The organism is Maridesulfovibrio sp. (genome assembly GCF_963678865.1).
Taxonomy (GTDB): domain Bacteria; phylum Desulfobacterota; class Desulfovibrionia; order Desulfovibrionales; family Desulfovibrionaceae; genus Maridesulfovibrio.
This window is the reverse complement of record NZ_OY787459.1, coordinates 152,501-165,684: the sequence shown is the minus strand read 5'-3', so window position 1 is coordinate 165,684 and position 13,184 is coordinate 152,501. Positions and strand designations below refer to the sequence as shown.

Annotated in this window: 10 protein-coding genes and 2 rRNA genes (1 of these 12 cut by a window edge); 2 read left to right on the top strand and 10 right to left on the bottom strand. The window is 47.3% G+C overall.

Features of this window, described 5'->3' with window-relative positions; all coding sequences use genetic code 11:
* Positions 1-202 precede the first annotated feature (202 nt).
* From ACKU41_RS00755 to atpD, 5 genes are read right to left on the bottom strand one after another with little or no spacing between them, the layout of a single operon-like run.
* The gene (locus ACKU41_RS00755) at positions 203-874 is read right to left on the bottom strand and encodes a F0F1 ATP synthase subunit A (RefSeq protein ID WP_319779481.1); all 672 of its coding nucleotides are present in this window, start codon (positions 872-874) and stop codon (positions 203-205) included.
* The gene (locus tag ACKU41_RS00750) at positions 865-1,182 is read right to left on the bottom strand and encodes an ATP synthase subunit I (protein WP_319779480.1); all 318 of its coding nucleotides are present in this window, start codon (positions 1,180-1,182) and stop codon (positions 865-867) included. Before ACKU41_RS00750 ends, ACKU41_RS00755 begins: the two co-directional genes overlap by 10 nt.
* The gene (locus tag ACKU41_RS00745; RefSeq protein WP_319779479.1) at positions 1,169-1,540 is read right to left on the bottom strand and encodes an AtpZ/AtpI family protein; all 372 of its coding nucleotides are present in this window, start codon (positions 1,538-1,540) and stop codon (positions 1,169-1,171) included. The genes ACKU41_RS00750 and ACKU41_RS00745 overlap by 14 nt, the downstream gene beginning before the upstream one ends.
* Positions 1,537-1,917: a F0F1 ATP synthase subunit epsilon gene (locus ACKU41_RS00740; protein WP_319779478.1), complete on the bottom strand. Its 381-nt coding sequence runs from the start codon at positions 1,915-1,917 to the stop codon at positions 1,537-1,539. The genes ACKU41_RS00745 and ACKU41_RS00740 overlap by 4 nt, the downstream gene beginning before the upstream one ends.
* The gene (gene atpD, locus ACKU41_RS00735; RefSeq protein ID WP_321403427.1) at positions 1,914-3,287 is read right to left on the bottom strand and encodes a F0F1 ATP synthase subunit beta; all 1,374 of its coding nucleotides are present in this window, start codon (positions 3,285-3,287) and stop codon (positions 1,914-1,916) included. Before atpD ends, ACKU41_RS00740 begins: the two co-directional genes overlap by 4 nt.
* 223 nt (positions 3,288-3,510) lie before the next feature.
* On the opposite strand from atpD, the gene map reads away from it, so the two are divergent.
* Together map and recQ are read left to right on the top strand one after the other, a co-directional pair.
* On the top strand, positions 3,511-4,290 hold the full coding sequence (map, locus tag ACKU41_RS00730) for a type I methionyl aminopeptidase (protein WP_321403426.1): 780 nt from the start codon (positions 3,511-3,513) through the stop codon (positions 4,288-4,290).
* A 5-nt stretch (positions 4,291-4,295) separates the two neighbouring features.
* Positions 4,296-6,518, top strand: coding sequence for a DNA helicase RecQ (gene recQ, locus ACKU41_RS00725; RefSeq protein WP_321403424.1), 2,223 nt, complete (start codon positions 4,296-4,298; stop codon positions 6,516-6,518).
* 71 nt (positions 6,519-6,589) lie between these two features.
* Here recQ and ACKU41_RS00720 read toward each other — a convergent pair whose 3' ends face one another.
* The 5 genes from ACKU41_RS00720 to ACKU41_RS00700 all read right to left on the bottom strand — a co-directional run.
* Positions 6,590-7,930 (bottom strand): PpnN family nucleotide 5'-monophosphate nucleosidase, encoded by a 1,341-nt coding sequence (locus tag ACKU41_RS00720; RefSeq protein WP_321403422.1) that lies wholly within the window; start codon positions 7,928-7,930, stop codon positions 6,590-6,592.
* Positions 7,931-8,013: 83 nt separating this feature from the next.
* On the bottom strand, positions 8,014-8,955 hold the full coding sequence (locus ACKU41_RS00715; protein ID WP_321403420.1) for a hypothetical protein: 942 nt from the start codon (positions 8,953-8,955) through the stop codon (positions 8,014-8,016).
* Between the two features lie 206 nt (positions 8,956-9,161).
* Positions 9,162-10,448, bottom strand: coding sequence for a diguanylate cyclase (locus ACKU41_RS00710; RefSeq protein WP_321403418.1), 1,287 nt, complete (start codon positions 10,446-10,448; stop codon positions 9,162-9,164).
* A 478-nt stretch (positions 10,449-10,926) separates the two neighbouring features.
* Positions 10,927-11,041 (bottom strand): 5S ribosomal RNA (gene rrf / locus ACKU41_RS00705).
* Positions 11,042-11,138: 97 nt separating this feature from the next.
* A 23S ribosomal RNA gene (locus ACKU41_RS00700) occupies positions 11,139-13,184 on the bottom strand (it continues 889 nt past the right edge of the window).

Below are 13,184 nucleotides of genomic sequence, written 5' to 3'. Positions count from 1 at the left end.
AACTTTTGGGAAAAGTTCCCCTTCCCCAGACCCCATCCCCTCAAAACTTTTCAATATGCTTCGCAATTAGCGCAATAGTATGCCTCTCAAATAAATAGGTGGCGAAGCCATACTAAAAGTTTTTGGGATTCTTAAACCCTTTTTACAAAAAGGGTTTAAGCCGCCAGAGGCAAAATATTTTCATCCAAAAACGCTAAGCGCATCAACTTTCATGCACTTCAAGACCTGCGGCGATGAAGACCGCCGCAAGCACGGTAAAAATATATGCCTGCACTACTCCGATAAGCAGCCCGAGCATCTGCATAATCACCGGTACAAACAGAGGCATTATTACCAATAGAATAGCCCCCATCATGGTCCCGCTAAGTATGTTGCCGAACAGACGCACCGCCAGAGCAAAAGTTCTGCTGACCTCACCGATTATGTTGAACGGCAGCATAAACGGTGAAGGCTGCACGTAACTTTTTAAATAATTCAACAAGCCGTTCTCCCTTATACCATAATAGGGAACAGCGAAAAAAACGATCAAACTGAACGCGGACGTGGTGGAAAGAGAGCCTGTAGGCGGCTTGAATCCCGGAACGGCCGACAACAGATTGGATATGAGAATGAAGATAAACAGCGTTCCGAGCAGAGGCAGAAACTTCTCCGGCGGATGATTGGTGGCATCCTTGATCTGGGAAAGCAATCCGCCCACCAACACTTCCAACAAATTTTGCTGATCTGAAATTTGTGCAGAAGAAGTGACTCTACGAGTTACAAACCACGAAAACAACACAAGCAGGACCATAACCAGCCATGTATAAACAATGGTGGCATTCAGCTTGAACAATCCAAAACTGAAATAAATAATATGGTCCGGGCTTATTTCCATTCAGACCTCTTGATTTTAACAAATTCCAGCACTCCCATACCGCAATGACTTGCCAGCACGTAGGACCGTAATAAATAGAAACCTAAAAAGGCAAAAACAAACGGCAGAGGACCTTGCCCCATAACCTGCGCAAAACCCCAAAGGGTAATACCGTAGCGGCCCAGATAACTGGACCAAAAAAATAAACGGGGCCTTTCACAGCGAGGCAACATACGCACAGTCAGCCATAGTCCGCCGAAATGAATTGCGGACAGAAGCAAACCAAAACCGAAAGCGGCAACGATTATCATGAGATTACTGATGATCATTATTTTTGCTTTTCTCCTCTACGTCACACTGCTCCCATTTTTCACGTTCCTTGATAATCTTATTCTTTTCCCTGTTCATCCATATTCCGGCCAACAAACACCCTACTGCCAGTCCGGTCCCGAGCATGGTCATGGTCCAGTTGATTTCAGCAGGCCAGCGGTAATCCAGCCACGCTCCCAGCAGACTTCCCAGCACTACTGGTAGAGCAACCAGCCATCCTACTGCCCCCATGGCCCCGAAAGCTGACCAAGTCCCCACAGTTCCTGTCTGCTCAGCACGAATCCTGCGCTGCTCTTTGGAGCCGACCGTCTGACGAAATTCATCCTGCTTACGGTCACCGGACTGTTGCTCACTCATGCGGTCTCCACTTCAATGAGAGTTCGCACGAATCCAGCTTCCAGCCGGGCTACCGCGCTGCGGGCCGACTTCTCTGCCTCTGCGGCCTCATCCTGCATACGTAAAACTTCCGCCTCCAACTTACCAAGCTCCCCGGCAACAGCAGCACGGGAGGAAACCCTCACGTCCTCACCCTTTTTAACAAGTACCCCGCCGTTTACCGCCAGATGATATGCCTCTCCCTCTGCCTCATATGTTAAAATCCCAGGAGCCAGAGCCGAAGCGGTATCGATATGATTAGGCAGCAGGCAAAATCCGCCCATAGTGCTCTCTGCCAAAATCTTATCCACAAGTCGGTCCAGAAAAAGCCCCGCGGGAACCAGTATCTTGAGCCTCATTTAACAACCTCCTCAATTGAACCGATCATGTAAAAATCCCGTTCAGACGCATCGGGAAAATCATCATTCAAAATCAGCTCGCAGCCGACAATCGTATCATCAAGGGAGACAAGCCGTCCTTCCATACCGGTAAAATGCTTAGTAGTGCTGAAAGGCTGGGTCATGAACCGCTCCAACCTGCGCGCCCGAAAAACGATACTGCGATCCTCGCGGGAAAGTTCTTCAAGGCCGAGCATGGCGATAATGTCCTTAAGATCTTCATACTGAGCCAGAGTACGGCGGACCTCACGGGCCACATCATAATGCCGCTGCCCTACAATTGCAGGGGAAAGCATCATGGACCGGGATTCCAGCGGATCCACCGCCGGATAAAATCCTTCGCCGGCACGCTTGCGGGAAAGGACTATGGATGAGGAAAGATGAGAAAAAGTATGAGTCGCAGCAGGGTCAGTCAGGTCATCGGCTGGAACATATACAGCCTGAATGGAAGTAATGGCCCCGGAACTGCTTGAAGAAATGCGCTCCTGCAATTCTGCTAGATCGGAACCGAGAGTAGGCTGATAGCCCATACGCGATGGTAAACGGCCCAACAACCCTGAAAGCTCCATCCCGGCCTGAATGAAACGAAAAATATTATCGATGAGCAAAAGCACATCCTTACCCTGATCATCCCGGAAATGCTCGGCAATAGTCAGGGCTGTATGCCCGGTACGAAACCGCGCCCCCGGAGGCTCATTCATCTGTCCGAAAACCATGACTGTATTATCAAGCACCCCGGCATCTCCCATCTCCCGATAAAGCTCTTCTCCCTCGCGGCAGCGCTCGCCGATTCCGCAAAAAATACTGATGCCGCTATGAGCACCCACCATGTTGTTGATCAGCTCAGTAATGAGCACTGTCTTGCCTACCCCTGCCCCACCAAAAAGTCCGGCCTTACCACCCTTTTCAAGAGGCATGAGCAGGTCGATTACTTTGATTCCGGTAGTAAAGATTTCTTCGGAAACAACACGCCGGTCAAGCGGGATGGGCTTGTTGTGGATAGAACGAAACTCCATGTCTTCGGGCAAGCTTCTGCCGTCTACCGGATCACCGAACACATTAAGTACCCGGCCCAGCAACCCTTCACCGACAGGAGTATGCACTGTTTCTCCGTTACAGTAGACAGTCTCACCACGGGACAATCCTCCGGTAGGGGTCATGGCAATAGCACGAACAGAATTCATGTCCAGATGATCGGCAACTTCAAGAGTCACCGCCTTCTCACCGGCGGAATACATGACTGAAAGCAAAGGAGGTATTGCTTCGGAAAAACGCACGTCCACCACGCTCCCCCGCACGGATATGACTTTACCCGAATATTTATGTTCCATGAAATCACCGCCGTTCTTTGAATCAAATCCTGTGCAACAAAGATTTTTCTTATTCTGTTTATAGAATACGGAAACAGGAAGTTTAGTAAAGCATTTTTAAAATAATGTTGTTTTTTCACAGAAGTAAGTGCTCTATGCAAAGAACGGCTTCATCTCCGGTTGACTTCCATATAGTAAAGAGTAGCCTGTCCCGGTTACCAAAACATTTTCTGGAGTTATCCAAATGATTATAAAGAATAAAAATCAAATCGACCTCATGCGCGAAGCCGGAATTCTTCTGCACAAAGCCCATATGGTAGCTAAAGAAATGTGCGAACCGGGTATAAGTACCGAGGCAATCAATGCCGAAGTGGAAAAATTCATCACCTCCAACGATGCTATTCCGCTTTTCAAAGGGGTTCCGGGCAAAGTACCTTTCCCTGCAGGATGCTGCATGTCCATCAACGAAGCTATTGTGCATGGAATCCCTTCCGCACGTAAGCTGGAAAATGGGGACATTTTAAGCATCGATATAGGCGTGCGTTTGAACGGCTGGTGCTCAGACTGCGCCTGCACTCATGCCATCGGTGAAATTGATGAAGAAAAGCAAAAACTCATGGACGTAACCGAAGAATGCCTGCGTATCGCCATCAAAAGGATCAAACCGGGCGTTAAATGGAGCAAAATAGCCAAGGAAATGTCCAAATATGCCCGCAATGCAGGCTTTTCAGTAGTGGAATCTCTGGTCGGTCACGGGATAGGTGAAGGTCTGTGGGAAGCCCCGCAGGTACCCAACTACCACAGCAGGCTTGTTAGGGATTTCAAGCTTAAACAAGGTCTTGTAATTGCTGTGGAGCCCATGATCAACGCGGGGGTCAAGTCCACAGAAACCCTGAAAGATCACTGGACAATAGTCACCAAGGACGGCAAACCTTCCGCACATTTCGAACACACAATCGCCGTAACCGCCAACGGATCACAGGTACTGACCTGCGGCCCCAATGGTGAAGGCTGGGCCATGTAGCCTCAATGACTGCACCGCGCACTCCTTTAGACGTCCTGCGCCAAACCTACGGATATGAATCATTCCGCGGGTTGCAGGAGAATGTCATCAACCGCATCATGAGCGGCGGCAATGCCGTGGTTTTTATGCCCACCGGGGGCGGTAAATCCGCCTGTTACCAAATTCCGGCGATTCTACGTCCGGGAGTGGGTATTGTCATTTCCCCGCTCATTGCCCTGATGCGTGATCAGGTGGCGGCTCTGCAACAGATGGGAGTGCGTGCGGCCTGTTTGAATTCATCAGTGCAGCCTTCCGAAGCCAACCACATAATCCATGAACTGCACAGCAATAACATGGACCTGCTCTATGTGGCTCCTGAACGGTTGGCTCAGCCGGGATTCATGGACATGCTTTCAGGGATTAAAATCAGCCTGATCGCTATTGATGAAGCCCATTGCGTAGCTCAATGGGGACACGACTTTCGCCCCGACTACCTGCGGCTATCAATATTCACGGAAATGTTCCCTTCCGTACCGCGCATGGCCCTGACAGCCACTGCCGACGGACCTACCCGCAAAGAAATACTGTATCGCCTTTCATTCAGTAACGAAGATATCTTCGCCACCGGATTTGATCGTCCCAATATCCGTTACACAGTAATACCCAAGGATCAGGAAAAGCGGCAATTGCTCAATTTTATTAAAAACGAGCACTTCGCCGAATGTGGCATAGTCTACCGCATGAGCCGCAAAAAAGTGGAATCAACCGCCGCATGGCTATGCAAGCAGGGTATCAATGCCCTTCCGTACCATGCCGGACTGGACGCACAGACCCGGGAAAGCAATCAGGCCCGGTTCATGGCCGAGGACGGCATCGTCATGGTGGCAACTATTGCTTTCGGCATGGGTATCGACAAACCGGATGTGCGTTATGTGGCCCATCTGGACCTGCCCAAGACCATCGAAGCCTACTATCAGGAAACAGGTCGTGCCGGACGAGACGGCCTGCCCGCTGAAGCATGGATGTCCGTGGGAATTCAGGACATCGGATTCCTGAAAAGGATGATCATATCCGGGAACAGTCCGGATGACCGCAAGGCCCTTGAGTTGCGCAAGCTTAACGCCCTGCTCGCTTACTGCGAATCTCCGGGCTGCCTGCGCCAATCCCTGCTTTCATATTTCGGAGAAGAATTAAAGGAACCGTGCGGAAACTGCTTTACCTGCATCAATCCGCCTTCCACATTTGATGGGACCATTCCGGCTCAGAAAGTTCTTTCAAATATTTACCGCACCGAACAACTTTTCGGCGCCAACTATCTGATAGACATCCTGCTCGGCAAAGATAACAAACGCATCAAAGCCCAAGGTCACGAAAAGTTGAGTACCTACGGCATCGGGAAGGAGTTCAACGCCGACGAATGGCTTTCCATCCACCGCCAGTTGGTTTCTCAAGGGCTGGTTGATGTGGATATAGAAGGTTACGGTTCCCTGAAACTGAATGCCAAAAGTTGGGCAGTACTGCGTAAGGAACGAGAAGTGGCCCTGCGCAAAGACCCGGTACTTGCCAAGACTAAAACCCGCCGGACACGGAAAAAGCTGATTATCGGCGATGCAAACAGCCCATCCCTTTCCACCCCGGAAGCACAGGAATTGCTGGAATCATTACGCGCACTCCGAAATACTCTTGCGCAGGAACAGCATGTACCGGCCTACGCTATTTTCGCGGACAAGACCCTTCTGGAACTTGGATGCTACCGTCCGCAGAATGCCGGCGAGCTTTATGCTATAAGCGGTCTTGGCGACCAGAAAATTTTCCGTTACGGAGCTGCAATTGTCGATGTTCTGCTGGAACATCAGGAAAAATACGGCAGACCGGATGATCTTTTTCCCATTCCGGAAGACAAAATAAAGGAAGCGCCCAGCTCTACGCCCAAAGATGAAGGTCCAACCGTTTCCGCTTCTGCACTGGAAACCATGGAGCTTTTTGAAGAACTCATGGATATCGAAAAAGTGGCCGAGTCCCGCAAGATCAAACCGGCCACTGTTTACGCGCACCTAACCTCCTGTATTGAAGCCGGAAAAGTGGACGTGACGGATATTCTCGATTTCAGTGCTTCAGAACTGGAATGTCTGAAAGACACACTCACATTTTACAAAGAAGAAGGGCTCATGCAGCTCAGCCCGGTATTTAACGGTCTATGCGGGAATTATTCATTCGAACAGCTACGCATGATTCGAGCCGCCATGTAAATAAATTTATTTATAAAAAAACCGACCTGAGAAAACAGGCCGGTTTTAGTTTTTCATACTATTTCCAGAAACTACGCAATACGATAAGCTGGTGTATTATTCTTGCTGGGATGTATCCTGCCCTGCAGGGCCAACTTTCGAACCAACTGGTCTGTAGCATCCAGAATTTTTTTATCACCTTTTATCAGCGGCCTGTCATCACCCCATGAATCAAGCATATCCGGATCTTTTACTGTCAGATGAACTACTGCAGAAAAGAAACGGCGCAGATTGATCAACAGTGAAAAAGGTTCCTGATTACGGGAAAGATCCAATCCTTCCATAGAGTCAAAGGTTACTTCAAACGGCTCCTGAATACGCGGCTCAAAAACGAGATCATCATTCCAAAGATAACGTGTATTCAGATACTGAGACTGATACGCCACATAATTCGCATAGGAACGGGCCGTGCCCACATGCACATTGTACAAACCGTCCAGCGCATCGTCGAAGCAGATATTAAGATACTCGACCAGCTCTTTGAAATAAACTCCTCCCCCGCGCTCAACAAGATCAAACTCATAAGGGAGACCCTTGTTCTCAGGCATGGAAAGCAGGGCAAGCATTGTCAGGATTTCTTCTACTGTTCCGGCACCACCAGGATGGACCTTCCCCCGATGGGAAGCACGAATAAAGGCTTCCATCCGCTCTTCAATGGTCGGGAAAGTCACAAGCTGGGTGACCAGTTCATTAGGTGCCTCCGCAGCCAGTATTTTCTTCTCCGAAAAACCAATGAAATCGCGATGCCCAAATCGTTCAAAGGAATTCTGCTTACCATAAGCAACCTGAGCCCCTTTGAACGGAGCCTTCATAACCCCGACACCGCACCCGGTGATATTTTCCATATCAGGCATGAAAAGCGCAGTCCAATAGCCGAGTTCCTTGGCAAAATTATACTCGTCAAGAGGGACCTGATGTCCGCCCCAGGTGAACATGACCAACCCTCGTTCTCCACGATACATCACCCCGGAATGCTCAACAAATTTTTTGGTGTTGGTTGAACGGCAACAATCTGTACCACACTCAAATTTCGGGGAAAAAATAATATCTCGGATAACTGCGGAAATATGCTCAACTGACTGCCAGATAACATTACGTCCATCATACAGGCAATCTCTGGGAACACGGGAGCACTGCAGATTGATGTGTCCGTTGACCGGAGCAACTTCAATCTGCATATCTTTAAATTTTACGCGTATCTCGCGGGTATCGCAGACATCATTCTTATGTACATTGATTAAAGCACCGATGATCTCAGTCATACGATTTTCAGGATCAGCCAAACCTTGGGCAAGACGTTCAATATCAGCATCACTGAACTGCTGCGAAACAATCCTGCGGGGAAGAATAGGGATTTTTAACTCTGTTTGCATAATGAAAAAGAAGTAATCGGAACGCAATTAAAAGCAAGGATAAATTGCGTATCAGGGGAGAATCTAACTTCACTCAAATAAATCTATAACAAACCGGCAAACTCGCAATATTCCGGAAATCTATCCTTAAGCCGGAGCAACGCCTTCTGCTCCGCAATAACGTAGGCCTCTGCAGAATCAAGCTTCACACTTCCACGCCTATCATGAATTATATCCTTGTTCACGTCATAATGTTTGAAGGTATGCCCCATGTGCAACATATCGCGAAACCACTGTACCGCGACGTCAAGACAGACTGGACGATCCCAATTCTCACCGATCATAGCACCTGAAGGCACACGTGCGCCAAAGGGAACTGCTCTGCCCAAAGGCATGGTATCGTTGCGGACCTTCTCCATATCAATCAGCGCACACCACTCATTCAAACGGCATTCAGGCAAAGGCCATGCATTATCCCTGAACTGGCCGGCAAGCTCTAAATTATAAGCCCGTCTTTGGGAATAATCCATGTCCTTATTATAAATCTTCATCAGATACTGATAGGAGGGTTTGAATTCAGTATACTTTTCAGAATCACAAAGCCCATTCTGTCCAGCCGGACACCACCAGCACTGACCGATTTCACCGACCCCAGAATGTCCGTCCAGCTCATTTAAAAGGTTTCCAACAATATCTGCAACGACCTCAATATCGTTATGAATGGTAAGCAGATAGCGTTCATGACTTTTCTCCCAACCATACTGATACCTAATAGACAAGCGATAATCTTCGGAAGAAGCTGCCCTTTTAACATCTGTAGGTTCAATCCCGTTCCAGAATTTAGGAATATAATGCTCAACACTATTACTGAAATACTCTAAAATCGCGTCATGTTTCTTGAATTCATACTCGGCAGTAAGCGGCTCTTCCTGAAAATAAATTGTGCTGATGTGCTTTCCACTGCATTCAAGCAGGGAAAGCACAGCTAGCGCGGTCTGATAAACCTTACCGAAGACATTTATAGCCACATCAACCTTTATACTCATGATGAAATCCTTAACCTATCTAAACCAGTTCACCAGTATAAAACTGCAAAGAACTCAGCAAGGAAAAGCAATTCCGGTCCCAGCAAAGATGGAATACTGTAAGATCAAGTATGAACGACTACATCTGAAACAAAAAAAATGGAGGAGTCAGGCTATAGGCAGAATAAAATTCATTTTAACCAGACTCCCTGCTCTCGCCCGAAAACCTAGACTGCCCCGCATTCAACCTTGCCAGGACCTTTCTTCTTGGCTTCACGGAGCAACTTTTCAGCACCGACAACCATATCTTCCAGATTATCTCCGACTAAAGTATTGATTCCAGCGCACACTGTTACATTAAGCTGGTATTCACCAATTTCAATAGCATCTTTTGCAATCTTTGCGGTCAGTTCTTTAAAAACAGACTCAACATATTGCAACTTCATATCTGCACATAAAACACAAAATGTATCTCCACCGTAACGGCTTACAACATCACCTTTACGAAAACGGTTAGCTAATACGGTGGCAACTTCTCTAATTAGCGCATCGCCTACAATCTGACCATACGTTTCATTGTAAGCACTAATATTATCAATATCCAACATTACAGCAACCAATGTAGCGCCCGAACGTTTTTGCTGTCCAAATAATTTTTTGCCATATTTAAACAAAGACCTGCGGGTGAACAAGTTTGTCAAAGAATCATTATCGGAAATTGTTTTAATTGTTTTGATATACTCTGCAGTATCCACAGTATTAGCAACTCTACAATAAAATTCTTCTGGAACAAATGGGCTGTTTATAAAATCATTAGCACCACTTTTTAGAACTTCTGAAGTAGTAGTCGCCTGCGCAATACGAGAAAAACCAATGATAGGAAGTTTGGCCTTGGAATATGATTTACGAATTTCCTTAACCAAAGCTGCACCTTCCATATCAGGAAGATCATAACCGGAAATAAGCAAATGAATATCCTGAGTCTCAATTTGTTCCAGAGCAGCTTTACCATCTTCTACTTCAACAACCTGAAAATTGAAGACATTCAACAGCTCTCGAAATAGAGTTCGGGTAGATTTAGAACTATCTGCAACCAGAACCTTCTGAAAAAGATTCTTCCGCAATCTGTCCACTAACCCAACCACATGCTCAATATCGTCAAAATTAACTTTCTGCACGTAATCAACAATACGTTTTGACCACATTGAAGCACGCAACTCATCACTAATCTCTCCGGTAAATACAATGGATGGGATATTATGAGAAACAACGAGGTCGACAACTTCACCATCAGGGGCATCTGGAAGTACGATATCGAGAAGTGCTACAAAAAATTCATCGCGCCTTTCTTTCAGACATTCTACTGTTGATGCATAATCACAGCATAATTCAATTTCTACATCAAGTTTAGCAAGAATGCTGCGTTTTAAAATACCTGAAAATGTAATACTATCTTCGACTATCAAAACCTTAAGCTGCTGACCAGATTTAGCGGAAGAGACTTCATTAGACATAGTTAGGCCCCCAAAATATTAATATTTTAGTTTTAAACACGTAACCTCAGTAAAACATATGTTTTCTAGAATTGGCAAATAAAGATAATGCTCGTGCGGTTATCTTTTGATATTAAAGCCATAATCAGAAGAGAATTAGATAAATATTCTGTGAAAGTAGGAAGAATCAATGGCTGGACAAATATTCCTATACCACTGCGCAAAAAAAAGACCAGTCCTATTACGAAAGTCATAGTGCATACGCAAGTGAATGTTTACGTACTCCGGTATAAGAATCCTTTAAACACTATCGGCTTCGTGTACAAGTTTTGTGCGGGCAATCGAAACAACAATCAACGGCTGGAAATTTGATCTATCGGGCTTGCGCCCCTTTGTTTGGTGTAGACCCCAAAATCCCGCCCATGTATCTATGCCGGTCTATAAATAAATTCATTAGGCAAAAAAAAAGCCCTGAACTTAATCAGGGCTTAGAAATAAAAGCTTGCGACGACCTACTTTCCCACTAGCTACCTAGCAGTATCATCGGCGATGGAGAGCTTAACTTCCGAGTTCGGAATGGGGTCGGGTGTGACCTCTCCTCAATGGTCGCAAGCAAATTCAGCTTGCTATCGATGAGCAAAATATATTGTTTAATAGAGAAGAATTTACCCTTACCTTCAACCTTAGTGGTTAAAGTTATAGGGAGAGAAGAAAAATAAGTCGCACGATTTATTAGTACCGGTCAGCTGAATGTGTCACCACACTTACACCTCCGGCCTATCAACCAGGTGGTCTACCTGGAATCTTTAGATGCTAAAGCATAGGGATAACTAATCTTGAGGCAGGCTTCCCGCTTAGATGCTTTCAGCGGTTATCCCTTCCGAACTTAGCTACCCTGCAATGCCACTGGCGTGACAACAGGAACACCATAGGTTCGTCCACCCCGGTCCTCTCGTACTAGGGACAGACCCTCTTCAATTATCCTACGCCCACGGTAGATAGGGACCAAACTGTCTCACGACGTTTTAAACCCAGCTCGCGTACCACTTTAATCGGCGAACAGCCGAACCCTTGGGACCTGCTTCAGCCCCAGGATGTGATGAGCCGACATCGAGGTGCCAAACCGCGCCGTCGATGTGAACTCTTGGGCGCGATCAGCCTGTTATCCCCGGCGTACCTTTTATCCTATGAGCGATGGCCCTTCCATGCGGAACCACCGGATCACTAAGACCAACTTTCGTTCCTGCTCGACATGTCTGTCTTACAGTCAAGCTCCCTTATGCCTTTGCACTCGACGGCTGGTTTCCAATCAGCCTGAGGGAACCTTTGCAAGCCTCCGTTACTTTTTGGGAGGCGACCGCCCCAGTCAAACTACCCACCAGACACTGTCTCCAAGCCGGATAACGGCATTGGATTAGAATTCAAGACTATCAAGGGTGGTATTTCAAGGTTGGCTCCACCGACACTGGCGTGCCGGCTTCAAAGCCTCCCACCTATCCTACACATGATAGCCCTAAACCCAATGTCAAGCTATAGTAAAGGTGCACAGGGTCTTTCCGTCTTACCGCGGGTAACCGGCATTTTCACCGGTAATTCAATTTCACTGAGTCTCTGGTTGAGACAGTGGGGAGATCGTTACGCCATTCGTGCAGGTCGGAACTTACCCGACAAGGAATTTCGCTACCTTAGGACCGTTATAGTTACGGCCGCCGTTTACTGGGGCTTCAATTCGGAGCTTCGACCGAAGTCTAACACCTCCTTTTAACCTTCCAGCACCGGGCAGGCGTCAGTCCCTATACATCGTCTTACGACTTAGCAGAGACCTATGTTTTTAGTAAACAGTCGCCCCCCCCGATTCTCTGCGGCTCCAAACAGCTCGGAGAGTAAATAACTTCACCGTCTGGAGCATCCCTTCTCGCTAACTTACGGGATCATTTTGCCGAGTTCCTTAACCAGAGTTCTCTCAAGCGCCTTGGTCTACTCGACCCGACTACCTGTGTTGGTTTGCGGTACGGTCTATAAGTGCTAAACTTAGAAGATTTTCTAGGCAGTCTGGAATCACTCACTTCAAACGTAAAGTTACGGCATCATGTCTCGGCCTAAAGAGAAACGGATTTGCCTATTTCTCAAGCCTACGCATTTACACCGGCATATCCAACAGCCGGCTGAGCTATCCTACTGCGTCCCTCCATCGCACACACTTACAGGTACGGGAATATTAACCCGTTTTCCATCGACTACGCCTTTCGGCCTCGCCTTAGGGACCGACTAACCCTGGGAAGATTAGCTTTACCCAGGAAACCTTAGTCTTACGGCGAACAAGTTTCTCACTTGTTTTATCGTTACTCATGCCAGCATAATCACTTCTCATTAGTCCAGCGAACCTTCCGATTCACCTTCATCCCATCTGAGAACGCTCTCCTACCGATGCGTCAAAGACGCATCCCGTAGCTTCGGTACCATGCTTAGCCCCGTTACATTTTCGGCGCAGAATCGTTAGACCAGTGAGCTATTACGCTTTCTTTAAAGGATGGCTGCTTCTAAGCCAACCTCCTGGCTGTCTATACAACTCCACCACCTTTTCCACTGAGCATGGATTTGGGGACCTTAGCTGACGGTCTGGGCTGTTTCCCTTTCGACTACGGACCTTCGCACCCGCAGTCTGACTCCCAGGATATATCTTACGGCATTCGGAGTTTGATAAGGTTTGGTAATCTGGTGGGACCCCTAGCCTTGTCAGTGCTCTACCTCCGCAAG

Coding starts and splice junctions, on each gene's coding strand:
- ACKU41_RS00755 (WP_319779481.1), bottom strand. CDS start 874: ATGGAAATAAGCCCGGACCATATTATTTATTTCAGTTTTGGATTGTTC.
- ACKU41_RS00750 (WP_319779480.1), bottom strand. CDS start 1,182: ATGATCATCAGTAATCTCATGATAATCGTTGCCGCTTTCGGTTTTGGT.
- ACKU41_RS00745 (WP_319779479.1), bottom strand. CDS start 1,540: ATGAGTGAGCAACAGTCCGGTGACCGTAAGCAGGATGAATTTCGTCAG.
- ACKU41_RS00740 (WP_319779478.1), bottom strand. CDS start 1,917: ATGAGGCTCAAGATACTGGTTCCCGCGGGGCTTTTTCTGGACCGACTT.
- atpD (WP_321403427.1), bottom strand. CDS start 3,287: ATGGAACATAAATATTCGGGTAAAGTCATATCCGTGCGGGGGAGCGTG.
- map (WP_321403426.1), top strand. CDS start 3,511: ATGATTATAAAGAATAAAAATCAAATCGACCTCATGCGCGAAGCCGGA.
- recQ (WP_321403424.1), top strand. CDS start 4,296: ATGACTGCACCGCGCACTCCTTTAGACGTCCTGCGCCAAACCTACGGA.
- ACKU41_RS00720 (WP_321403422.1), bottom strand. CDS start 7,930: ATGCAAACAGAGTTAAAAATCCCTATTCTTCCCCGCAGGATTGTTTCG.
- ACKU41_RS00715 (WP_321403420.1), bottom strand. CDS start 8,955: ATGAGTATAAAGGTTGATGTGGCTATAAATGTCTTCGGTAAGGTTTAT.
- ACKU41_RS00710 (WP_321403418.1), bottom strand. CDS start 10,448: ATGTCTAATGAAGTCTCTTCCGCTAAATCTGGTCAGCAGCTTAAGGTT.